At 73.9% G+C, this 23318-nt stretch carries 22 protein-coding genes and 1 pseudogene; 10 read left to right on the forward strand and 13 right to left on the reverse strand.

The features are described 5' to 3' along the window. The 7 genes and pseudogenes from TEK04_RS12740 to TEK04_RS12770 form a co-directional block, all read left to right on the forward strand. Positions 1–356, forward strand: a pseudogene (locus tag TEK04_RS12740) (cytochrome ubiquinol oxidase subunit I); the annotation flags it as partial. A gap of 81 nt (positions 357–437) precedes the next feature. Then, a complete protein-coding gene (locus TEK04_RS12745; protein ID WP_336404720.1) occupies positions 438–1457 on the forward strand; it encodes an SDR family oxidoreductase in 1020 nt (339 codons plus the stop codon). A gap of 62 nt (positions 1458–1519) precedes the next feature. Next, complete coding sequence (locus TEK04_RS12750; protein WP_336404721.1) at positions 1520–1834, forward strand: EthD family reductase; 315 nt, start codon at positions 1520–1522, stop codon at positions 1832–1834. A gap of 129 nt (positions 1835–1963) precedes the next feature. After that, a complete protein-coding gene (locus TEK04_RS12755; RefSeq protein WP_336404722.1) occupies positions 1964–2797 on the forward strand; it encodes a formate/nitrite transporter family protein in 834 nt (277 codons plus the stop codon). A 71-nt stretch (positions 2798–2868) separates the two neighbouring features. Next, positions 2869–3825, forward strand: coding sequence for an SDR family NAD(P)-dependent oxidoreductase (locus TEK04_RS12760; protein WP_336404723.1), 957 nt, complete (start codon positions 2869–2871; stop codon positions 3823–3825). 14 nt (positions 3826–3839) lie between these two features. Beyond that, positions 3840–4871 carry a glutathione S-transferase family protein gene (locus TEK04_RS12765; RefSeq protein ID WP_336404724.1) on the forward strand — a complete coding sequence of 344 codons (1032 nt, stop codon included), beginning with the start codon at positions 3840–3842 and terminating at the stop codon, positions 4869–4871. 61 nt (positions 4872–4932) lie between these two features. Next, positions 4933–5994, forward strand: coding sequence for a hypothetical protein (locus TEK04_RS12770; protein ID WP_336404725.1), 1062 nt, complete (start codon positions 4933–4935; stop codon positions 5992–5994). A gap of 119 nt (positions 5995–6113) precedes the next feature. Here TEK04_RS12770 and TEK04_RS12775 read toward each other — a convergent pair whose 3' ends face one another. Both TEK04_RS12775 and TEK04_RS12780 read right to left on the reverse strand, forming a co-directional pair. Next, a complete protein-coding gene (locus TEK04_RS12775; RefSeq protein ID WP_336404726.1) occupies positions 6114–6242 on the reverse strand; it encodes a hypothetical protein in 129 nt (42 codons plus the stop codon). A gap of 104 nt (positions 6243–6346) precedes the next feature. Continuing rightward, positions 6347–6982, reverse strand: coding sequence for a hypothetical protein (locus TEK04_RS12780; protein ID WP_336404727.1), 636 nt, complete (start codon positions 6980–6982; stop codon positions 6347–6349). 98 nt (positions 6983–7080) lie between these two features. On the opposite strand from TEK04_RS12780, the gene TEK04_RS12785 reads away from it, so the two are divergent. Next, positions 7081–7908 carry a DUF1206 domain-containing protein gene (locus tag TEK04_RS12785; protein WP_336404728.1) on the forward strand — a complete coding sequence of 276 codons (828 nt, stop codon included), beginning with the start codon at positions 7081–7083 and terminating at the stop codon, positions 7906–7908. 6 nt (positions 7909–7914) lie between these two features. After that, a complete protein-coding gene (locus TEK04_RS12790; RefSeq protein ID WP_336404729.1) occupies positions 7915–8838 on the forward strand; it encodes a DUF1206 domain-containing protein in 924 nt (307 codons plus the stop codon). 147 nt (positions 8839–8985) lie between these two features. On the opposite strand, the gene TEK04_RS12795 is transcribed toward TEK04_RS12790, so the two are convergent. The 5 genes from TEK04_RS12795 to TEK04_RS12815 form a co-directional block, all read right to left on the reverse strand. Next, entirely contained in the window at positions 8986–10251 is a 1266-nt protein-coding gene (locus tag TEK04_RS12795) for an HNH endonuclease (protein WP_336404730.1), read from the reverse strand. A gap of 219 nt (positions 10252–10470) precedes the next feature. Beyond that, on the reverse strand, positions 10471–11067 hold the full coding sequence (locus TEK04_RS12800) for a VTT domain-containing protein (protein WP_336404732.1): 597 nt from the start codon (positions 11065–11067) through the stop codon (positions 10471–10473). Then, positions 11064–12338, reverse strand: a complete 1275-nt coding sequence (locus tag TEK04_RS12805) for a hypothetical protein (protein ID WP_336404733.1) — start codon at positions 12336–12338, stop codon at positions 11064–11066. The genes TEK04_RS12800 and TEK04_RS12805 overlap by 4 nt, the downstream gene beginning before the upstream one ends. Before the next feature lie 74 nt (positions 12339–12412). Next, positions 12413–13096 (reverse strand): ATP-binding cassette domain-containing protein, encoded by a 684-nt coding sequence (locus TEK04_RS12810; protein ID WP_336404734.1) that lies wholly within the window; start codon positions 13094–13096, stop codon positions 12413–12415. Further along, positions 13093–13614, reverse strand: coding sequence for a PadR family transcriptional regulator (locus TEK04_RS12815; RefSeq protein WP_336404735.1), 522 nt, complete (start codon positions 13612–13614; stop codon positions 13093–13095). Before TEK04_RS12815 ends, TEK04_RS12810 begins: the two co-directional genes overlap by 4 nt. A 149-nt stretch (positions 13615–13763) precedes the next feature. On the opposite strand from TEK04_RS12815, the gene TEK04_RS12820 reads away from it, so the two are divergent. Beyond that, entirely contained in the window at positions 13764–16052 is a 2289-nt protein-coding gene (locus TEK04_RS12820; protein WP_336404736.1) for a putative bifunctional diguanylate cyclase/phosphodiesterase, read from the forward strand. Positions 16053–16184: 132 nt separating this feature from the next. Here TEK04_RS12820 and TEK04_RS12825 read toward each other — a convergent pair whose 3' ends face one another. The 6 genes from TEK04_RS12825 to TEK04_RS12850 all read right to left on the reverse strand — a co-directional run bounded on the left by TEK04_RS12825 (position 16185) and on the right by TEK04_RS12850 (position 23196). Then, positions 16185–17519, reverse strand: a complete 1335-nt coding sequence (locus TEK04_RS12825; RefSeq protein WP_336404737.1) for an ABC transporter substrate-binding protein — start codon at positions 17517–17519, stop codon at positions 16185–16187. 107 nt (positions 17520–17626) lie between these two features. Next, a complete protein-coding gene (locus TEK04_RS12830) occupies positions 17627–18820 on the reverse strand; it encodes a branched-chain amino acid ABC transporter permease (RefSeq protein ID WP_336404738.1) in 1194 nt (397 codons plus the stop codon). After that, the gene (locus TEK04_RS12835) at positions 18817–19704 is read right to left on the reverse strand and encodes a branched-chain amino acid ABC transporter permease (protein ID WP_336404739.1); all 888 of its coding nucleotides are present in this window, start codon (positions 19702–19704) and stop codon (positions 18817–18819) included. The genes TEK04_RS12830 and TEK04_RS12835 overlap by 4 nt, the downstream gene beginning before the upstream one ends. After that, the gene (locus TEK04_RS12840; RefSeq protein ID WP_336404740.1) at positions 19701–21572 is read right to left on the reverse strand and encodes an AMP-dependent synthetase/ligase; all 1872 of its coding nucleotides are present in this window, start codon (positions 21570–21572) and stop codon (positions 19701–19703) included. The genes TEK04_RS12835 and TEK04_RS12840 overlap by 4 nt, the downstream gene beginning before the upstream one ends. Beyond that, the gene (locus TEK04_RS12845) at positions 21569–22417 is read right to left on the reverse strand and encodes an ABC transporter ATP-binding protein (protein WP_336404741.1); all 849 of its coding nucleotides are present in this window, start codon (positions 22415–22417) and stop codon (positions 21569–21571) included. The genes TEK04_RS12840 and TEK04_RS12845 overlap by 4 nt, the downstream gene beginning before the upstream one ends. Then, complete coding sequence (locus TEK04_RS12850; RefSeq protein WP_336404742.1) at positions 22414–23196, reverse strand: ABC transporter ATP-binding protein; 783 nt, start codon at positions 23194–23196, stop codon at positions 22414–22416. The genes TEK04_RS12845 and TEK04_RS12850 overlap by 4 nt, the downstream gene beginning before the upstream one ends. Between the last annotated feature and the right edge of the window lie 122 nt (positions 23197–23318).

The raw sequence follows: 23318 nt of genomic DNA on the forward strand, positions 1-23318 counted from the left end.
TCACCACCCTGAACACGATCTCCACGATCGGGTCGTTCGTGCTGGGGGCCTCCACCATCCCGTTCCTGTACAACGTGGTGAAGTCCTGGAAGTACGGGCAGCTGGCCCTGCGCGATGACCCCTGGGGTCACGGCAACTCCCTGGAGTGGGCCACCTCCAGCCCCCCGCCCCGGCACAACTTCCTGGAGATCCCCCGCATCCGCTCCGAACGCCCCGCCTTCGAGCTGCACTACCCCCACCTCCGCGAACGACTGCACGCCGAGGCGCACGCCGGGGCCAAGCAGGGCACCTACGCCCGAGAGGTCCTCGACGACACCGGCCGGCGCGCCGGGCCGAACGACCCCGACCCGCTGTGAGTCGGCTGCGGGGGGCGTGAACCCCCCGCAGCCGGGGGTAGGCGGGCGTCGACCCGATCCGCCCGCCCGCAGGAGAACCGCATGCCCAGCCCTCGCACCCCCCGCACCGTCGTCGTCACCGGAGCCAGCGGGGGGATCGGGCGGGCCACGGCCGTCGAGTTCGCGCGGCGCGGCGACCGCGTCGCGCTCCTGGCCCGCGGTGAGGTCGGGTTGGCCGCCGCCGCCGACGAGGTGCGTGCCGCCGGCGGCACGGCCCTCGTCGTGCCGGTGGACGTCGCCGACGCCGACGCCGTCGAGGCCGCCGCCGACCGCGTGGAGGCCGAGCTCGGCGAGATCGACGTCTGGGTCAACGTCGCGTTCACCGCCGCCTTCGCCCCGTTCCACGAACTCACCGCCGCCGAGTACGCCCGCGTCACCGAGGTCAGCTACCTGGGTTTCGTGCACGGGACCATGGCCGCGCTGCGCCGCATGCGGCCCCGCGACCGGGGGGTCATCGTGCAGACCGGCTCGGCCCTGGGCCGCCGCGGCATCCCGCTGCAGAGCGCCTACTGCGGCGCCAAGCACGCCATCAAGGGCTTCACCGAGTCGGTGCTCACCGAGCTCAAGGCCGAGGGCAGCGGCGTGCACATCACCCGCGTCGACCTGCCCGGGGTGAACACCCCGCAGTTCAGCTGGGTGCTGAACAAGATGCCCAAGCGCCCGCAGCCCGTGGCCCCCATCTACGCCCCCGAGCTGATGGGTCGCGCGATGGTGCACGCCGCCGACCACCCCCGCCGCCGCGCATGGTGGATCGGCACCCCCACCGTCTACACCGTGCTCGGCGCCGAGGTGTGGCCGCAGTTCATGGACTGGTACCTCTCCCGCAACGGCATCGACGGCCAGCTCACCGACGTCGACGCCTCGGCCGACGACCCGGTCAACCTGCACGAACCCGCCGACGGCGACGGCGGGCGCGACTTCGGCGCCGAGGGCCGGTTCTCCGACCAGCAGTGGACCTGGGACGCCCAGATCTGGGCCAGCCGGTACCACGGCGCCGTGGCCGCGGTGGCCGGCGCGGGTTTGCTCGCGGGTGCCTCGGCGCTGCTGCGCCGGCGTCCCTGAGCCGTGGTCTGATGCAGCCCACCCCGGGCGACGCAGCCCGGGACGCAACCGGAGGAGCCCCGATGACCCACCGCCTGCTCGTCACCTACGGCCAGCCCACCGACCCCGCCGCCTTCGACGCGCACTACCGCGACGTGCACACCGGGTTGGCCCAGGCCATCCCCGGCCTCGTCCGGTTCTCCACCGGGCACGCCGACACTATGGACGGCTCGCCGTCGCCGGCCTACCTGGTCGCCGAGCTGGACTTCGAGTCCGCCGAGGCGATGGCCGCCGGGATGTCCTCGGAGGCCGGCCGGGCCGCGGGCACCGACGTCGGCACCTTCGCCACGGGCGGCGCCACGATGGTGCACTTCGACGTCCACGAGATCGACGTCTGACCCTGGGGCCGCCGGGCAGGCCCGGCCCCCCGCGAGCCGGGCGCCCCGCACCCCTCACCTGCCCCCTGCGGAGCAGCCACAAGCGAACAGCGGCGATGAGCGAGGAGCGGTCATGAGCGAGGAGCGGGCATGAGCGACACCCGGGCAGACCTCGGTGAGCACGACGAACCGGCCGAGGACGACGTGGTCGAGGCCTTCGACGCGATCGTGGCCGAGGGCGCACAGCGGCTGCACCGCAGCTGGCGGGAGGTCCTCACCACCGGGTTGGCCGGGGGGCTCGAGGTGGGCACGGGTGTCCTCGCCCTGCTGGCGGTGTACGCCGAGACGGGGAGTCACCTGCTGTCCGGACTGGCCTTCAGCATCGGCCTGGTCGCCCTGCTGCTGGCCCGCAGCGAGCTGTTCACCGAGGGCTTCCTGGTACCCGTCACCGCGGTGGTGGCCAAGCGGGCCAGCGTCCGCCAGCTCGGCAAGCTCTGGGGCGGCACCCTGCTGGCCAACCTGGTGGGCGGGTGGCTGGTCATGTGGTTGGTGGTGCACGCCCTGCCCGACCTGGGCACCACCGCCGTCGAGTCCGCGGTGCACTTCGTCGACGCACCCCTGGACCTGCAGTCCATCTGCCTGGGTCTGCTCGCCGGCAGCGTGCTGACCCTGATGACCCGCATGCAGCACGGCACGGAGTCCGACCCGGCGAAGATCGTCGCCGCGGTCGCCGCGGCGTTCCTGCTCGCCGGGCTGCAGCTGTTCCACTCGGTCCTGGACTCGCTGCTGGTCTTCGCCGCACTGATCGCCGGGGCACCGTTCGGCTACGGCGACTGGCTGGCCTGGTTCTGGTACACCGCACTGGCCAACGTCGTGGGCGGCCTGGTCGTGGTGACCTTGCTGCGGCTGGTCCGCAGCAAGGACCTCATCGAGTCCGAGCGCGGCGAGGCAGAGGCGGAGTCGGGGTCGGAGTCGGGGGCCTGAGGGGCCGGTGACCCGGCTGCGGCTGACCCACGCGGTCGCCCCCGGCCGGGAGCTGCCGCAGAGTTGACCCCATGCCGCTGATCACCACCGCGTTCGACGCCACCTCCACCGCCGCCGACGTCGTCGCCGGGCACGACCTCACCGGCACCCGCGCCGTCGTCACCGGCGGCGCGTCGGGCATCGGCACGGAGACCGTGCGCGCACTCGCGTCCGCCGGCGCCGAGGTCACCATCGCCGTCCGGGACCCCGAGCAGGGGGCGCGGGCCGCGCAGGACGTCGTCGGCACCACCGGCAACACCACGCTGCGGGTGGCCCACCTGGACCTGCTCGACCTGGACTCCGTCGCGGCGTTCGTGGCCGACTGGGACGGCCCGCTGCACCTGTTGGTCAACAACGCCGGGGTCATGGCGCTGCCGCAGCTCACCCTCACCGACCGCGGGTGGGAGACCCAGTTCGCCACCAACCACCTCGGCCACTTCGCCCTCACCACCGGGCTGCACAGGGCGCTGGCCGCCGCCGAGGGCGCCCGCATCGTCTCGGTCTCCTCCACCGGTCACCTGGCCAGCCCGGTGCACTTCGACGACCTGCACTTCGCCCACCGCGAGTACGACCCCTGGCAGGCCTACGGCCAGTCCAAGACCGCCAACGTCCTGCTCGCGGTCGAGGCCACCCGCCGCTGGGCCGAGGACGGCGTCGTCGCCAACGCCCTCATGCCCGGCGGGATCATGACCAACCTGCAGCGGCACGTCTCCCAGGACGTCATCGACGGCTGGGAGCGGGCGCAGCGCGAGGGCAGGGCCACCTTCAAGACCCCCGAGCAGGGCGCGGCCACCACCCTCGTCGCCGCCGTCGCGCCGGAGTTCGCCACCGGCGGGCACTACCTGGAGGACTGCCAGGAGGCGCGCACCGTCGGCGACGACGAGCGGACCCGCGACGGCGTCCGCGCCTGGGCCCTGGACCCCGGCAACGCCGAACGGCTGTGGGCGGTGAGCGAGGAGCACCTCGACCAGCGGCCCGACGCCGAGTGAGCCAGGCTGTGCCCGTGAGCAACGAGAACGGCTACGTGGAGCCCGGCAAGTCCTTCGAGCGCGACACGAACTACCTGACCGACCGCATCCTGGCCGACGGCTCGCAGGGCTGGCCGGTGGAGGCTGACCGGTACCGCCTGGTCGTCGCGCGGGCCTGCCCGTGGGCCAACCGCGCGGTCATCGTGCGGCGGCTGCTGGGACTGGAGAACGCGTTCTCGATGGGCATCTGCGGGCCCACCCACGACCAGCGGTCGTGGACCTTCGACCTCGACCCCGGCGGCCGCGACCCGGTGCTGGGCTACGAGCGGCTGCAGGAGGCCTTCTTCGCCCGCGACCCCGAGTACTCCCGCGGGATCACCGTGCCCGCGATGGTCGACCTGCCCACGAAGGCCGTGGTCACCAACGACTTCCCGCAGATGACCCTCGACTTCTCCACGCAGTGGACGGCGTTCCACCGCGACGGCGCCCCCGACCTCTACCCGGACGCCCTGCGGGACGAGATGGACGAGGTGATGCAGCGGGTCTACACCGAGATCAACAACGGCGTGTACCGCTGCGGGTTCGCCGGCGACCAGGACTCCTACGCGAAGGCCTACGACCGGTTGTTCACCGCGCTGGACTGGGTCAGCGAGCGGCTGGGGTCACGCCGCTACCTCATGGGCGACACCATCACCGAGGCCGACGTCCGGCTGTTCACCACCCTGGCCCGCTTCGACGCGGTCTACCACGGCCACTTCAAGTGCAACCGCACGAAGCTGACCGAGATGCCGGTGCTGTGGGCCTACGCCCGCGACCTCTTCCAGACCCCCGGTTTCGGCGACACCACCGACTTCCCGCAGATCAAGCGGCACTACTACATCGTGCACGCCGACATCAACCCGACCCAGGTCGTCCCGGTCGGCCCGGACACCTCGGTCTGGCTCACCCCGCACCACCGGGAGGAGCTCGGCGGCTCCCCCTTCGGCGACGGCACCCCGCCGGGGCCGGTCGCGGCCGGCGAGGAGGTCCCCGAGTCCGAGGGCGCCGGTGGGTCGACGTCCTACTGAGCTGCCTGTCGGCTGGACCCCGCCGGCTCGCGCCGAGCCCCGGTGCTGGCGACCATGGGGTGTGCGCCGACGACTGATCACCCTGCCCGCCGCCGCCCTCCTCGCGACCGGCTGCACCTCCTTCACCGAGGCCGCCGACCCGTCGGGCAGCTCGACGACCACCGGGAGCTCGGCCACGGCCCCCTCGACCACGGCTCCCGCGTCCGCGGTGCCCGAGGACCTGCGGGTGGTCGACGAGGTCGGCTTGGGCGCCACCGGGGTCGCCACGGCACGGTTGGCCGCCGACGGCGACGCCCGCGCCGTGCTGCTCGTCGGCTCCCCTACCTCCACCGTGGTGACCGCAGACACCGCCACCGCGGTCCGCGACGCGCTGCCCACCGACGTCGTGCTGGTCGCCGGCCGACCGGTGGCGGTGGCCCTGGCCGCTGACCCGGTCGCCGCCGACCCCGTCCTGGGGGTGGTGCCGGTCGCCGGGACCACCGCCGGCGCGGTGCAGCTGGACCCGCGGCAGACCGCGCCGCGGGGGATCCCGGTGCTGGCCGCTGCCGACGGCGACGCGGTGCTGCTGCTGGCCGAGGACGCCGACGGCGTCGGCGCGCACGTGCTGGCCGTGGACCCCGGCACCGGTGCGGTGACCGCCGACGGCGAGGTCGAACTCGGGGACGGCGCGGTCGCGGTGGACCTGGTCGGCCTGGCCGCCACCGACGACGACGTGGTCGCGGGCGTGTCCGTGCGCGGGGCCGACGGCACCACGACCGGCCGGCTGGTCACCCTGGACGACCGACTGGAGCCCGCCGGTGACCCGCAGGCGACCGACGGCGAGCTGCTCGCGCTGACCGCCGACGGCACCCCGGTCACCGCCGACCGGGACGGCACCGTGCGGGTGGGCGGTGCGGAGGTGACCGACGAGCTGGGCGCACGGGTGAGCGGTGCGGCGGTGGTCGCCGGCACCCCGGTGGTCGCCTTCCAGGACCAGGGCTCCCCCACCGTCGTCGTCGGCACCCGGGTGCTGACCCTGTGCGCGGGCGACGGCGACGCCCTCGCGGTGGCCGCGCCCGGCGACGGCACCGTGCTGGTGGCCGGCACCTGCGACGGCAGCGCCGTCCTCTGGACCCTCGGCTGACAGCCCAGCAGGGTCCGCGCTGCGGCGCGCCGATCAGGAGCGGCGCTGATCGGAGGTGGGCCCGCCGCGGTGCGGGCTCACCTCCCCCGTCACGGCCGTGCTGCCCGGTGCGGTGGGCCTCAGTGGCGGGTCGTGCCGCAGTCGGTGCAGCGCTTGCGGTGCGCCTCGTTGGTGGTCGGGCAGTTGGCGCAGGTCCAGGCGCCGCGCGTGGGCGCCGGGGCCGTGGTGCGGGCGTCGAGGTGGAGCATGGCGGTTCCCCCAGGGTCGTCGGGTGTGACGGGGGCAACGCTACCGAGACATCATGACGTCTCGATGAACTCGCCGTTGCATCCCGGCGAGGGTCGCGCGCCGATCAGTCGCGCGGCAGGCTGCCGCACCCGCCGGCGCTGCACGCGCACCCGGCGCAGCCGGCCGCGGCGGGGGCCGGCTGCGCGGCGAGCCTGCGGGCGGCGAGGGCGGCCAGCACCGACGCGATGCCGAGCGCCAGGACGGCGACGGCCACGGCGAGGACGGCGGCGGCGGCCAGCCACCCCGGCCCGGCCAGCACGGCGCCCAGCGCGAACGCGGCCACCGCCACCGCGACCGCCGCACCGGCCCGGGCCCGCCGGTCCGCGCGGACCACGAGGCCGGCGAGCACGGCCGCGACCGCCACGACGCAGGCCCACGCGGCCACGACCGGGGGGAAGAAGGCCACCCCGACGGCGAGCGCGCCGAACCAGGCCGCGCCGGCGCCGGCGACCGCGGCCGACCGGTCGACCTGCCCGGCCCGGGCGGCCCGCAGCGCGGCCACCCCGCGCACCACGCCGAGCACGCCCAGACCGCCGACCAGCAGGCGGACGCCGGTGTCGGCCACGACGACGGCCAGCACGGCGAGGACGACGAACACCACGCCCTGCAGGGCCGACCACGGCCAGGACCTGCGGGCCTGCTCCGGGGAGACGACGCGGGCGGTGGATGCGGCGGCGGATGCGGGGGCGGACGCGGTCACCGGGCCAGTGTCCCCCATCCGTCGGGCGGACCGGTCGCCCGTGTGACACGCTCGCCCGACGGGGTCGGACCGCACACCTACACCGCCAGGAGTCCTGCATGACCGCGCAGCAGACCGCCGACCGCATCGGCCGGTCACAGGCCCTCGAACGGCTGGCCCGGGTGGGGCTGGTTGCCTACGGGGTCGTCCACCTGCTCATTGCCTGGATCGCGTTGCAGCTGGCCTGGGGTGGCAGCAGCGAGTCCGCCGACCAGTCCGGCGCCCTGCAGACCCTCGCCGAGGAACCGTTCGGCTCCCCGCTGCTGTGGGTCGTGGGTCTGGGTCTGATCGCCCTGGCGCTGTGGCAGCTCGCCGACGTGCTGCGGTACACGGGGGCGCTGTCGGGCTCCGGCGACGAGCGGAAGAAGGCCGCAGCCAAGGTCGGCAAGTGCGTGGCCAAGGCGGTGGTCTACGCGTTCCTGGCGTACTCCGCCCTGAAGTACGCCGTCGGGGCCGGCTCGTCGAGCTCGGACCAGCAGCAGCAGACGACCTCCGGTGTCCTCGGGTGGCCGGGCGGGCGGTTCCTCGTCGGCATCGCGGCGCTGGTCGTCCTGGGTGTGGGCGGCTACCACGTCGTCAAGGGCGTGACGAAGAAGTTCCTGGAGCAGATCGACACGTCGGAGGCCTCGCCGACGCAGGTGCGCGTGATCACCCGCCTGGGCCAGGTGGGCTACGTGGCCAAGGGGGCCGCGCTGGTCGTCGTCGGGGGTCTGGTGGGCTACGCGGCCCTCACCTTCGACCCGTCGAAGTCCTCCGGGCTCGACGGAGCCATGCACACCATCCTGCAGGCCCCCGCCGGGCAGTGGCTGCTGTCGCTGGTGGCCCTCGGCATCGCCGCCTACGGCGTGTTCTGCTTCTTCCGGGCGCGCTACCCGCAGCGCACCTGAGCCGTGGTGACCCTGCCCCCGGCCGTCGAGCGGGTCCTGGACCGGGCGCAGTCCCGCATCCCGAGGCGCTGGCTGGACCGTGCCCGCGCCGCGGCCGACCGGGTCCGCGACGTCACCGACCACCCGTGGCTGGAACGGCTGGCCCAGGTGGGGTTGGTCGCCTACGGGGTCGTGCACCTGCTCATCGGGTGGTTGGCGTTCACCATCGCGTGGCGGCTGTCCCCCGGCACATCCGGCGCCGACGCCGACCAGGCCGGTGCCCTGCGGACGCTCGCCGAGCGCCCGGGGGGCCTGGTGCTGCTGGGGGTGATCGGGCTGGGGCTGCTGTCGTTGGCGGTGTGGCAGGCCGGTGAGGTGCTGCGCTGGTGGGGTGGGTTGCTCCGGGCAGGACGGCGCGTGCACGCGGCCTTCGTGTGCGCCAAGTGCATCGCGAAGGCGGTCGTGTACGGGGCGCTGGCCGGGATCGCCCTCGTGTTCGCCGTCGGTGCCCACTACGACGCCACCGAGAGCACGCAGGAGCTCACCGACGACCTGCTGGAGGTGCCCGGCGGAGCGGTGCTGCTGGTCGCCGGCGGCCTCGCGGTGGTGGGCGTCGGGGGCTACCTGGCCTGGCGGGGGTGGACGGCCGGCTTCATGAAGGACATCGACCTCGCCGCGGCCCCCGACCGCTACGAGCCGGTGATCGCCGCGGTGGGCCGGGTCGGCTACCTGGCCAAGGCGGTGGCGTTCGCGGTCGCCGGCGGACTGGTGGTGTGGGCAGCCGTCACGTCGGACGTGTCCACCGCGACCGGTCTCGACGGGGCGCTGAACACCATCGGCGCGGTGCCCACCGGCCAGTGGCTGCTCACGGCGGTCGCCGCCGGCTTCGCCGCCTTCGGCGTCTACGCCCTGGCCCGCGCCCGCTACCCCGACCGCGACCCCGCCACCTGAGGGAGCCGCCGGGCTCCTGGCCCCGGCACGACGACGGCGGCCGGCCCCTGGCTCCCGGCTCCCGGCTCCCGGCCACTGGCTCCCGGGTCCCGGCCACGCACCACTGGCCGCCTCGCCGTGGGGCGGGCGGCTCGTGGCGTGCCGGTATCACTCGATGCGTGGGCCGGTGATGATCTCGGTGCCGTCGGGGCGGTAGGTGCGCCATCGCCCACCGGGGTCGCGTTCGACGCGGAAGCCGTGGTGGACCTTGGTGTGGTGGGGTTCGCACAGCAACGCCGAGTTGGCCAGCGAGGTCTCCCCGCCGTGCGCCCAGTGCACCAGGTGGTGCACGTCGGACCAGTGGTGCGGGGCGCCGCAGCCGGCGAACACGCACGTCTTGTCCCGGGCCACCACCGCCCGCCGCAACCCCGGCGTGACCACCCGGTGGGTGCGGCCCACGTCCAGCGGGGTGCCCTCGGGGCCCATCACGACGCGGGTGACGCCTGCATCGCAGGCCAACCACCGGGCCCGCGCCGCGGAGATCACCGACCCGAACCCGGTGGTCGCCGTCGCCGGGCCGGTGCCGTCGGCGACCAGGTCCTCGATGCCGATGGTGACCACCACGTGCGGCTTGACCGACCGCAGCACCGGCAGACCACCGGCGGCCAGGGCGTTGTCGGCCAGCTGCACCAACGCTCCACCCTGCCGCTGGGCACGCGAGCGCAGATCACCGTCGGGCCGGTCGGCCTGCACGATCGACTCCAACGCCGTCTTGACCTTCTCCCCACCCACCGCGTCGAGGTCGAACCGCCCGCTCACCGTCCCGTCGGCGTGCGTGCTGATCGACAGCGACCGCTGCTCCACCGGGTCCGGCTCCACCCCATCGGGGTCCAGTGCCTCCACGAACGCCTGCACCGCGGTCACCAGCGCCCGGTGCGACGACGACATCGCCACCTGCGTCCACGCCCGGTCGAACACGCCCAGGTCGATGCCCTGCAGCTGCGCCGCCGCCCGCTCACGGTCCCCCACCGCCGAGGCCACCACATCCACCTGCGCCGCCGACACCGACCCGTCGGCGAACGCCTCACCCATCACCGGGAAATGCTCCACCGCCCGCCCCACCCGCACGATCCGCGAAGCCTCCGCACCCGACAGCCGCAGGTGCCCGATCAACCACGACCGCACCGACACCAACCCGTCGACCTCCACGGCCTGCGTCAGCTCGGCATGCCGGGCCAATCGGGCGATCACCGCATCCAGCCGGTTCCGCTCGGTCGTCAGGTCGCGCAGCTGCTCCAGCACCTGCACCGACGACAGGTGGTGCAGGTCCTCGACGTCGTCCAGGAGCAGATCCAGGTCGTGCCCAGTGTCGACATCGAGGTCGGGGCCCAGCGACGTCGTGGCCACACCGACCTCCTCGATCTGTTCGAACACCTGATCGAAGCATACTGGACCGCGCCGATGGGAGCAAGACGAAGGCGCAGGTCAGAGCGGTGTCCGCATGCTGACGCACGGTGATTGCGGACCGGTCACAGGCCACGCGGAGCATGCGGCGACCAGCAGCCCCGCAGCAGGACGAGACCCACCGCGACCGACCCGACGATCGGACCACCCCGGGTCCGGACCACCCGCGACCACAGCGACGACGGGTTCTCACGCAGCGGCCGGACGGCGGGCGGTCAGCCGGCCGCGCACCGCGGCGACCAGGCCGATCCCCCCGGTCACCAGCAGCGCCACCGCGATGCCGCTCCACAGCGACGCGCCGACCAGAGGTCCGACCAGCAGACCGATCACGACGACCCAGGCGGCCCAGACGCCCGCGCACGCAACGGCACCGGCGACGAAGACACGCCAGTCGGTACCCGCCGCGGCGCACAGCAGAACCCCGAGCAGTCGACCAGCCGGCAGGAACCGCAGCCCCAGCAGCGTGCGCACCGGGGTCCGCGAGACCCGGTCCAGCAGCTGCGCCCGCCGGACCCCTGAGCACGCCCTCCGGGGACGGCGACGGCGTGCGACCACGAACACGCCCAGGTCGCCCACCACCGATCCCGCCGCCGACGACGCCCACAGCGCCAGCAGGGCAGCGACATCATGACCGGCCCCCGCAGCCAGGGACGCCGACATCGCGACGACCTCGGTGGGCAGCACGGGCACCGGCCCGTCGAGCGCCACGCCGAGGGCGAGCAGGGGCAGGAATGCGCCGTCGTGCAGGCAGGCCAGCAGCAGGTCGTGCAGGCCGTCCACGGTCACGCCGCCCGCAGTGCGCCGGGGTCGACCGCGTCGGCCAACCGGCCGTGCAACGACCACCCGATGACGAGCGTCGCCGTCCAGACGACGCCCACCACGACGACGGCGCAGCCGGCGCCCGCGACCACCCCGATCGCGGCATCGGCACCGGTCACCCCGGTGCCGATCACGGTGCCCAGCACCGTGCCCGTGGCGACCGGGCCCACGGTCGCGAGGCGGAGTCGTCGGCCCTGCACCCGCCGCAGGACCCGCAGCTCGACGCCCAGCGCCGCGGTCGCGGCCAGGCTGCGTCGATGGGTCGCCAGGTCGTCGACCGCTCCCAGGGTGGCCGTGGCCAAGGCGACGAGCAAGCCCAGGAGGGCCGCCGTCCCGGCGAGGGCGAGGCCGGGTACGTCCCCGGCGAACCGGTCCGGTGACGCCACCAGCGCCAGTGGCGCACAGACCCCGACCACCACCCCGGCGACGAGACTGACCGCCGACGCCGTGCCGATCGGCCCGGCGGCCGCGGAGAGCCCGGCCGCCGTCAGCACCGCGTCGGCCGACCCCGACCGCCGCAGGCGGGCAGCCCGCACGCGCGTCCACCCCGCCCCCGCGACCACGGCGGCGCCGAGGAGCACCGCCACGACGACCCCGAGGGCGGCCACACCTGCCCGTCGGTCCCAGCTGCCGGCGACCGGCACGGCGGCGACCGCGCCCAGCAGAACCACCACGAGGCCGATGGCCACGGCGTCGCCGCGCACCCGGCGGGCGGGCCTGCCGGCCACCGCACCGGTCAGAGCACCGATGGCGGCACCGCCTGCGGCGCATCCGATCGCCACTGCCGCCCACCCCACCAGGTCGGCCCACCCGAGATCGGGCAGCAGCCGCACCACCGGGTCGACCGCCGGGCCGAGCACGGACCACAGCACCAGGTACACCGGACCGGCCAGCAGCCCGCCGGCCGCACCCGCCCGCCCCACCTGCAGGGCCTGCACCGTGCGCAGTTGACCGGGGGCGGCCCCGGCCACGTGGAGGGCGCGCGCGGTGTCGCGGCGCCGGACCCCGCCGGCGCACACGGCCTGCACCAGCAGGCCCACGGCTGCGGCGACCAGCAGCAGGACCCCGGTGAGCACCCCGACCCGGATCTCGGCGCTCGTGACCAGCGGGGAGAAGCGCGGGTCGTAGTACTCCGACACCACCAGGCCACCGGAGGTGGGCACTGGGCGAGCGGGGGTGCGACCGATTCCCAGGGAGACCAGCAGCAGTCCGCCGGCCACCGCACTGCCGGCGGCCACCACGCGCTCCCGCGACCGCCGCGACGGCGTCCTGACGCCAGCCAGCACCCGGGCCGCAGCGAACTCTCCCCTGGTCACGACAGCTGCACCGAGTGCGCGACCCGCCCGCCGCGCAGCCGCACCTCGCGGTCCGCACGTGCCGCGACGACGTTGTCGTGGCTGACCACCACCACCGCACCACCCACCTCGAGGGTCGACGACAGGAGGACGTCGAGCAGCGCGCTGCCGGCGCGCGCGTCGAGGCTCGCGGTGGGCTCGTCGGCCAGCAGCACTGACGGGCCGGCCACCAGGGCTCGCGCCGCGGCGGCCTGCTGGGCCTGCCCGCCCGACAGCTCGCCCGGCCACTCCTCCCCCGTGAGGTCCGCCCCGACCCGCGTCAGCCATTCGGCGGCCCGCGCCCGGGCCGTCGCCGGCCGGACGCCCTCGAGCAGCAACGGCAGCGCGACGTTGTCCAGGACAGGGAGGTCGGGCACGAGCTGCCCGTACTGCAGCACCAGGCCCACGCGTCGGCGCCGCAGTCGCGCCCGGGCGGCGTCGTCCAGGGAGCCGACGTCCTGACCCGCGATGCGCACCTGCCCCTCGTCGGCACGCAGCACACCGGCGGCCAGCATCACCAGGGTGGACTTGCCGCACCCCGAGGGACCGGTCACCGCGACCACCTCCCCCGGGGCCACCGTCAGGGACACCCCGCCGAGGGCCCGGGTCCGCTCGTGGGAGAAGCCGACATCGACGAGTTCGAGCAGGGGTTGGTCGGTCACGACTGGTCTCCTCGATCGGTGGGGGCGAGCTCGGCGGCGTGCTCGAGCCAGCGCAGGTCGGCGTCCAGGTGGGCCACGAGGTGCTCACGCACCAACCGCTCCGCGGGGCTGGACCCGGGCGGGTGCGCCTGCAGCTCCCGGATGCGCCGCAGGTGGTGTGCGCGCTGGCGGGCGACGAAGCCGTCGACGTCGATGCCGGTGTGCAGGGCCGCCACCGTCTTCCGGACGATCTCCTCGGCCCCGGAGGCGGTCGCCTCGGCGGGTTCGGCCAGCCATGCCCGCAACCGCTGCTCGCCCTGGGCGGTGAGGGCGTAGACCGTCCGCTCGGGACCGTTGCCGGCCTGGGTGCCCACGACCTCAGCCAGGCCGTCGCGCTGCAGGCGGGCCAGCGTCGCGTAGACCTGCCCGAACGGCAGCGGTCGGGTGTCGGGGAACCAGGCATCGTGCTCGCGCTTGAGGTCGTAGCCGTGCCGGGGCTCGCCGACCAGCAGCGCCAGGTGCAGCTCGGGCAAGGACACACAGGGAGTGTGCACCACGAGTAGTCATCTAGTGAATAGCCGCGCTGGCGTGTCCCTCCCCCGTCGTGGGGAGCGGCCGTCAACCCGCCCGGCGAGCGGCCGACATGGGAGGGGAACCCTGCTGACCACCCATCCCGGAGAGCCCTGCCGTGCCCCGCTCCGCCAGCCCGACCGTCGCCCGCCGGGTGCTCGTCGGTCTCGCCGTCGTGGCCCTCGGCCGGTTGCTGCTGCCCGAGAGCCTGCTGAGCGACGTCGCCTACGGCGTGGTGGCCCTGGCCGCGTCCGCGGCGGCGTGGTGGGCGGTGGCCGCCGGGTGGCGGGCCGGCACCTGGGTCGCCTCGGCCGCCACCCTGGCCGCCCTCGGCGACGTGCTGTGGCAGCTGCTGGTCTGGGGCGGGATGCCACCCGGCGCGGTGTCCCCCGCCGACGCGCTCTACCTGACGGCCTACCTGGCCGGTGGCGTCGGCGTGCGCCGGCTCCTCGCGCGCGCCTCCCGGGCATCGCGGCTGGACCGGCTGGTCGACACCGCCGCGGTCTTCCTCGTCGTCGTGTACCTGGAGTGGGTCCTGGTCCTGGGCGACGCCGTGGCCGACGACCGCACGTCCGTGACCACCCGCCTCGTGCTCGCCGCCTACCCGGTCCTGGACGCCTGGCTGCTCGCCCTGGTCGTCCGCCTGTGGTTCGTGCGCAGCGCCGTGCGCGCCGAGGCCCGCTGGATCGCCCTCGCCGCCGTCGCCTGGTTCGTCTCCGACCTCGACTACCTCGTCGGCCGCGACCTCGCCTCGGTGCTGGACGTCGGCTGGAGCGTCGGCAGCCTCGCGCTCGCCGCCTCGTCGTGGGCCGCGCTCGCGGCCCGGCCCGACGGGACGCCGACGGCCGCCACCGCACCCACGCACCTCGTGACGCGCACCCAGCTCGCCGTCGCGCTGCTGCCGCTGGCCGCCCCCGGCGTCGTCCAGCTCGTCGCCACCACCCGCGGTCAGCAGGTCGACCCGCTGCCGGGCCTCCTGGTCACCGGGGCCGTCCTGCTGCTCGCCTTCCTCCGCGGGGCCCGGCAGCTCGAGCTGCAGGCCGAGCTGCGGGACGCGCTGCAGACCCGCGCCTTCCACGACGTCCTCACCGGGCTGCCCAACCGGGCGCTCTTCGACGACCGGGTCGCCCACGCCCTGGCCCGCAGCACCCGCAGCGGGGGTGCCCCCGTCGTCCTGTCCCTGGACCTCGACGGGTTCAAGGCGGTCAACGACACCCTCGGCCACCCGGCCGGGGACCAGTTGCTGCGACAGGTCGCCGCGCGTCTGCTGGCCCGGGTGCGACCGGCCGACACCGTCGCCCGGCTGGGTGGGGACGAGTTCGCCGTCCTGCTCGAACCGCACCGCGACGACGACCCCGGCCAGCCCGTCGCCCTCGCCGAGCGGCTGGTGGAGGCCCTCGGCCACCCGTACGAGCTCGACGGCCGGACCGTCCGGGTGGGCGTCAGCATCGGGCTGGTGCGCGCCGAGCGCGACGGCTCCTCGACGTCGGCCGCCCTGCTGCGCGACGTGGACACCGCGCTCTACCGCGCCAAGGACGCGGGCAAGGGACGGGTGGCCGTCTTCGAACCGACGATGCGCTCCGAGCTGCTGCTGCACACCCGCCTGGTGGACGACCTGCCCGCCGCACGCGCCGCGGGCCAGCTGCGCGTGGTCTACCAGCCCGTGGTCGACCTCGACGACGGCGGGCTGCAGGGCTTCGAGGCCCTGCTGCGGTGGGCGCACCCCGACCTCGGCACCGTCCTGCCCAGCGTCTTCGTGCCGGTGGCCGAGGAGACCGGCGACATCGTCGCCATCGGGCGGTGGGTGCTGCGCGAGGCGTGCACCGCGGCCGCCGGCTGGCGACGGCAGCCGGCGGGCGCCGGCCTCACCGTGTCGGTGAACCTGTCGGTGCGCCAGCTGCAGGACCCGGCCCTCGTCGACGACGTCGCCGCGGTGCTCGCGGCCACCGGGCTCTCGGCCGGGGCCCTGTGCCTCGAGCTGACCGAGACCGCCCTGGTCGTCGACGCCGAGCACGCCGCGCTCGTGCTCCGGGGGTTGCGCGGCCTGGGCGTGCGCATCGCCGTCGACGACTTCGGCACCGGCTACTCGTCGATGTCGCACCTGCGGCGCTTCCCGGTCGACGTCCTCAAGATCGACCGGTCCTTCGTCGCCGCCCTCGGCGCCGACCGGTCGGCCGCCCCGGTGGTCGACGGGCTGCTCGAGCTGGCCCGGGTGATGCACCTGGACGTCGTCGCCGAGGGCGTCGAGTCCGCCGACCAGCGCGACCACCTGCTCGCCGAGGGCTGCCGCTCGGCGCAGGGGTGGCTGTTCTCCCCCGCCCTCGAGCGTTCCGACGCCGACCGGCGGGTCGCCGCCCGCGGCGCCGACGACCCGCTCGCAGCCGGGCGGCCGGCCCCGGCACCATGACCGACGTGCACCAGCGCGCCCGCTCCGCGAAGCCGTGGTGACCGGCGTGCCGGCGCCCCCCGGCCGCCCCGCACACGACGACGGCCGGTCACCCGGGGAGGGTGACCGGCCGCCGCCGGGGTGCTCAGGGCGTCAGAGCTCGACGTCCTCGTAGCAGGGAGCGGTGAACTCGTAGTCCTGCGCGGTCGAGCCCTCCAGGTCGGCCTCGGCGACGGAGATGCCGGTCGAGGCGTTCGGGTCAGGGCTGGACAGCTGGGTCACCCGGACGGCGGCGGAGTCCGCACCGTCCGCGTAGTCCCCGGACCCCTCGGGCAGCATGCCCTCGTAGTCCACCGAGGACAGGCCCGACGCCGCCTCGTACAGGCCCTCACGGGTCAGGTCACCGTTCTCCGCGGCAGCCTCGAGGGCGGCCTTCAGCGGGTAGGACCACACCCAGCCCGAGGTGAAGAACTCGTTCGGGCTGGTGCCCGACGCCTCGGCCGCGGCCCGCATCGCCTCGTGGCCGGGGGTGTCGGCGTCGAACGGCGCCCACGGACCCAGCAGCTGGTAGGACGCCTGCAGCGCCGGCGCGGCCGGGCTCTGCAGCAGGGCGACGTTCCAGGTCGGCGACGAGCCCAGGAACTTGCCGGTGAAGCCACCGGCGACGGCCTGGCCGACGATCGTGGCCATGTCGGCCGGACCGGTCGAGATGATCACGACGTCGGGCTGCTGGTCGCGGATCGCGGCGATGGCCGAGGCCTGGTTGTCGGTACCGGCGGTGGTCTCGACGTTGGTGAACTCGATGCCGTTCGCGTCGGCGGCGACCTTGGCGCCGGCGGCGGCGTCGCCGCCGTAGTCACCGGCGTAGTGCACCGCCATGACCGACTCGGCACCGTTGGTCTCGACGGCGTAGTCGACACCGTTCATGGCCTCGGCGCAGTAGGTCGGGCCGGACTCCAGGATGGCGTCCTGGAACAGGTAGAGCGAGGTCCAGCCGGCCGGGGCGGCCACGATGTTCTCCGCCTCCAGGTCCTCGACGATCGCGGCGGTGGGGGGCGAGCCGAGGGTCTGGGCCAGGGCCAGGATGTCGGGCTTGATCTCCTGGTAGACCTGGTTGGTGACCTGCGGGTTGTACTGGTTGTCCCGCACGTACTCGGTGACGTTGATGTCGTAGCCGCCGATGCCGCCGTCCTCGTTGACCCGCTGCCAGAAGGCCTCCTGGCCGGCGACGATGACCGGGCCGGCCGGGGCGAACGGGCCGACGGTGAGGTCGGACAGCGTGCCCAGGTAGATGCAGCCGTTGTCGGGGTTCACCGCCTCCGGGCAGGGGTCGCTGGTGACGCCGACGTCGGTGGCGATCCCGCCGTCGCCGCCGCCGCTGCCGCCGTCGGCCGGGTCCTCGCCGCCGCCGCGGCAGCCCGCGGCGAAGACCGCGAGACCGGCCAGACCGGCCGCCGCGACCCGCCGTCGCGTGCGTGTGCTGCTCATCCGTGGTGCTCCCTTCGTGCCGGCTTCCCGTGCCGGGCGGGCGATCCCGTTCGTCGTCGAACGGAAGGTGGTGGGACGGCCTCCTCGCCGAGGGCGAGGGGGTCCGTCTAGTAGCTGAAAGGCCACGCCTTCCAGTAGTTGCGGATGCGGATCCAGAGCCCGAACAGCCCCCGCGGTTCCAGCAGCAGGAACGCGACGATCAGCAACCCGTAGAGCAGGGTCTCGACCTGGAAGACGTTGGGCGTCTGCGTCGCCGAGGAGGACAGGAACGGCAGGTACTCGGGCAGCTCGCGGGTCAGCCGCGGCAGCAGGGCGATGAAGAAGGCGCCCATGATCGACCCGGAGATCGTCGACACCCCGCCGATGAGGACCATCGCGACGAACTGCACCGACACCAGCAGACCGAAGCTGGAGGGATCGAGGTACCCGGTGATGGAGTACAGCAGCGCCCCGGCGCAGCCGGCGTAGAACCCGCTGATGACGAAGGCGCGCCGCTTCACCTTGCGGACGTCGACGCCGGTCACCTCCGCGGCGATGTCCCGGTCGCGGACGGCGGCGAAGCTGCGCCCGATGGCCGAGCGGGCGATGTTGCGGCCCAGCAGCGCGAAGACGCACAGCAGCACGAACATCAGCAGGTACAGCTGCTGGTCGGCGCTGAAGGACTCGGTGCGCCGGGACAGGTCGACCCCGAACAGCACCGGGTCCGCGGCCGGGCGGCCCACCCCGACGCCGCCGGTGACGGCGTCCCACTCGTTCCAGACGTGCGTGCCCAGGAACACCAGGCCGAGGGTCACGATGGCCAGGTACAGCCCGCGCAGCCGGCTGGCCAGCGGCGCGACCACGAGCCCGACGAGCGCGGCGACCAGCCCGCCGGCCAGCAGCCACACCGGCAGGAACGTGATGCCCAGCCCGTACAGCCGGTCGTCGTCGGGGTCGCCGGACACCACCGCGGCGGTGTAGGCGCCGATGCCGAGGAAGAACGCGTGCCCCAGGCTCACCTGCCCGGCGTAGCCGGTGACCAGGTTGAGCCCGATGGCCCCGATGGCCAGCACGCAGCCGGTGGCCAGCAGCCGCAGCAGGTCGTCCTCGAGCAGGAACGGCAGCAGCAGCGCCACCACCAGCAGCGCGCCGACGGCGACCTTCTTGGCGCCGGTGTTCAGCAGTGCCATGTCCTGGCCGTAGGCCGTGTAGAGCATCGGCCGACCCAGCGGCCGGCGGCCCTTGGCCTCCGCCGGCGCCGGGGTCTGCGCCGGGGCCGTGGACCCCGACGGGGACTTCGACGGTTCTCGGACGGCGGTCACACGCGTTCCACCTCTCGGGTGCCGAACAGCCCGTAGGGGCGCACGAGCAGGACGACCAGCAGGAGGACGTACGGGGAGACCAGCGAGAAGTTCTGGCCGAGGAAGGGCAGGTACTCGCCCTGGTAGGTGGCGAAGAAGCTCTCCACCAGGCCGACGAGCAGGCCGCCGACGACGGCGCCGCCGATGGAGTCCAGGCCGCCGATGATGATCGCCGGCAGCGCCTTGAGCGCGATCACCCAGGTGGACTGGTCCACGCCGCCGCCGGTGCCCACGAACGCGCCGGCCACCGCGGCGATGCCCGCGGCCATGGCCCAGGCGAGCGCGGTCATGTTGCCGACCGGCACCCCCTGCACGAGCGCGGTCTCCTGGTCCAGGGACGACGCCCGCATCGCCAGGCCGTACCGGCTGTAGCGGAAGAAGGCGAACAGCCCCGCCCCGACCACCAGCAGCACCACCGCCATGGCGATGTAGCGCTCCTGCACCGGGAGCCCGAACAGGTCCACGGTCGAGAGCCCCCACGGGTCGCCGACGTTGCGCACGTCGGGCCCGATGAAGACGTTGACCACCACGCGGATGGCGATGTCCAGGCCCAGGGTGATGATCGCGACGACGAACACCGGGCGGCCGATCATCGGCCGGATGGTGGTGCGCTCCAGCCCCCACCCGAGCATGGCGATCGCGATCGCGGCCAGCGGGACGGCGAGGAAGAACCCGACCGGACCGGACAGGTAGCTGACCGCCACCGCGCCGGCGAGCATCAGCGCCGGCTGGGCGAAGCTGACCACCTTGGAGGACTTGTAGATGATCACAAAGCTGACCGCCAGCAGCGCGTAGACCGAGCCGAAGCCCAGCCCGCGCACCACGGTCAGCAGGACGTCCCTCACGAGCGGGCTCCCTTGCTGTACATCGACTCGACGAGGGTGGAGTAGCGCTCGGCCAGCGCCGAGCGGCGGACCTTCTGGGTGGCGGTGAGCTCGCCGTCCTCGTGGTCGAGGAGCTTGGGCAGCAACCGGAAGGTCTTGATCTGCTCGACCGGGTTGAGGCCGGCGTTGACGCCGTCGACGATGCCCTGCACCAGCTCCTTGACCTCCGCGCGCTCGGTGAGGTCGCGGTAGGTGGTGAAGGCGATCCGCTGCTTCTGCGCCCAGTCCCCGACCGTGTCGGGCTCGATGCCGATCAGGGCGGACAGGTAGGGACGACGGTCCCCGATGACCACGCACTCCTTGATCAGCGGCGACACCTTGACGGCGTTCTCGATCTCCGACGGCGCGACGTTCTTGCCGCCGGCGGTGATCATGATGTCCTTCATCCGGTCGGTGATCCGCAGCCGGCCGTCCTCCAGCACGCCGACGTCGCCGGTGTGCAGCCAGCCCTCGGCGTCGATGGCCTCGGCGGTGGCGTCGGGCCGGTTCCAGTAGCCGGCGAAGGTCGCCGGCCCCCGGGTGAGCACCTCGCCGGTGGTCTCGTCGATGCGCAGCTCGACCGAGTCGTGCGGCTCCCCCACCGTGCCCAGCCGGATGCGGCCGGGCCGGTTGGCGGTGGCCGAGGCGGTGTTCTCGGTCATCCCGTAGACCTCGTGCACCGGCACCCCGATGCCCATGAAGAACCGCAGCACGTCGACCGAGACCGGTGCGGCGCCGCAGCCGGCCCACCGCACCCGGCGCAGCCCGAGCCGGTCGCGCAGCGCTCGCACGACCAGCACCCAGGCGATGCCGTGCAGCACCCGGCTGCCGGCGGTGTGCTTGCCGCCGTGGGCCTCCATGGTCGCGGCCACCTTGCTCGACAGCGCCAGGCCCAGGTTGCCGGCGTTGCGCTTGAGGGTGCTGGCCGCCGACTGCTTGACCTGCACGGTCGCTAGCAGCTTCTCCCAGATCCGCGGGACGGCGAAGAAGAAGGTCGGCTGGATCTCCCGCAGGTTCTCCGGGACGGTGTCGATGGACTCGGCGAAGTTGACCTGAATGCCGGTGGCGGCGTTGTTCCAGGTGGTGAAGATCCGCTCCGCGACGTGGCACAGCGGCAGGTAGGACAGCGACAGGTCCTTCGGACCCGCCGGCGGGTCCAGCAGCCCGGCCGGGCCGGTGAGCGAGGCGATGGTGGCCTCGACGTTGCCGACGGTGAGCATGGCGCCCTTGGGCGCCCCCGTCGTCCCCGAGGTGTAGATCAGCGTCATCAGGTCGCCGGGCTGGGTCTGGGCCATGGCCTGCTCGACGGCACCCGGGTGGGCGGCGCGGTGCGCCCGCCCGCGGTCGAGCAGGTCGTCCCAGAAGAGCAGCCGGCCGTCGGTGTAGCGGCCGCGGATGCCGCGGGGCTCCAGGTAGACCAGGTGCTCCAGGCCCGGCAGCTCGGCGGAGACCTCCAGTGCCTTGTCCAGCTGCTCCTGGTCCTCAGCGACCAGCAACCGGGCTCCGGAGTCGCGCAGCACGTGCACGACCTCGGCGGGCGGGTTGGTCGGGTAGAGCCCGACGGTCACCGCGCCGACGGCGACGGCGGCGAGGTCGGCGACCAGCCACTCCTTGCGGTTCTCCGACTGGATGGCCACCCGGTCACCGCGGGAGATGCCCAGGTCGAGGTAGGCATGCGCGACGTCGAGGACGTCGTCCCAGTACTGCGACCAGGACGTCTCCCGCCACAGGCCCTTCTCCTTGGACCGCATCGCGACCCCGGTGGGGGTGTCGCGGGCCCGGTCGCGGACGCGGGTGACCACCGTGGTGGTCCCGGTGCCCTGCGTGCTCGGCTCGAGCGTGGTGGTCATGCCGGCGTCCCCTCGTCCGCGGTGCGCTTCTTGCGACGACCACCGGTGTCGTGGTCCTCGCCCAGGTAGGCCTTGATGACGTCGGGGTGGCGCTGGACCTCGGCCGGGGTGCCGGTGGTGATCGGGACGCCGAAGTCGACGGCCATGATCCGGTCGGCCAGGTCCATCACCAGGCCCATGTCGTGCTCGACCATGAGGATCGACAGGCCCAGCTCGTCGCGGATGTCGAGGATGAACCGGGCCATGTCCTCGGTCTCCTCGAGGTTCATCCCGGCCACCGGCTCGTCCAGCAGCAGCAGCGTGGGCTCCATGGCCAGCGCGCGCCCGAGCTCGACCCGCTTCTGCACCCCGTAGGGCAGCAGGCCGACCGGGAAGCGCCGGTAGGGCTCCAGCTCCAGGAACTCGACGATCTCCTCGACCGCCGCGCGGTCGGCCAGCTCGCTCTTCCGGGCCGGGCCCAGCCAGGCCATCGCGGCGAACATCCCGTAGCGGACCTGGTGGGCCCGGCCGAGCATGAGGTTGTCGACGACGGTGAGGTTCTCGAAGAGCTCGATGTTCTGGAACGTGCGGGCCATGCCCTTGGCGGCGATCCTGTTGGGCCGCTGGCCGAGGATGTCCTCGCCGCGGAAGCGAACCGAGCCCTCCTGCGGCCGGTACACCCCCGACAGCACGTTGAACACCGACGTCTTGCCCGCACCGTTGGGGCCGATGATGGCGAACAGCTCGCGCTCGCCGACGGTGAAGGTCGCCCCGTTGATCGCGGTGACGCCCTTGAACCGCAGGGTCACGCCCTCGACCTCGAGCACGGGTGCGCTCGCTGCTGCGTGCTGGGACCCGGCGGTCACGACAGCCACCTCTTCCGCCGCTTGTAGTGCTTGACGTCGCGGAAGCTGCGCTCGCCCTCGCCACCGAGGCCCAGGTAGAACTCCTGGATGTCGGAGTCGTCGAGCAGCTCGGCCGCGGGCTTGTCCATCACGACCCGACCGGTCTCCAGCACGTAGCCGTGGTCGGAGATCGACAGGGCCATGGAGGCGTTCTGCTCCACCAGCAGGACCGTCGTCCCCTGCTCGTTGATCTGGCTGATGAGGTCGCGGATGCTGCCCACCAGCTGCGGGGCCAGGCCCAGGCTCGGCTCGTCGAGCAGCAGGTAGCGCGGGGAGCTCATCATCGCCCGGCCCATCGCCAGCATCTGCTGCTCGCCACCGGACAGGTAGCCCGCGGCTTGGGTGCGCCGCTCCAGCAACCGCGGGAACAGGTCGTAGACCCGCTCCAGGTTCGCCGCCCGCTCCTTGGGTCGGGTGTGCGCCCCCACGCGCAGGTTCTCCTCCACGGAGAACTCGCCGAAGACGCGCCGGCCCTCCAGCACCTGGCTGATGCCGCGGGCCACCACCTGCTGGGGGTCCAGGTGGTCGATCCGCTCGCCGTCGAGGGTGATCTGACCGCGGGTGACCGCGCCGTGGTGGATGCCGAGCAGCCCGGACAACGCCCGGAGCAGGGTCGTCTTGCCGGCGCCGTTGGCACCCAGGAGGCCCACGATCTTCCCGTCGGGCACCTCGAGGCTCACCCCCCGGAGCACCAGCACGACGTCGTCGTAGACGACCTCGAGATTGCTGACCGCGAGCACGTGCCGCCCTTCGCCGGTGGAGGTTGCGCACGCCAACGACGGTGAGGCAGCTCACAGCCACGGCGTGATCCGGGACACTAGGGGCCACCTGTGAGCCAGCGGAAGAGCCGAAGGACGTTTCG

It is taken from the genome of Klenkia sesuvii (assembly GCF_037083825.1).
Classification (GTDB): Bacteria; Actinomycetota; Actinomycetes; order Mycobacteriales; family Geodermatophilaceae; genus Klenkia; species Klenkia sesuvii.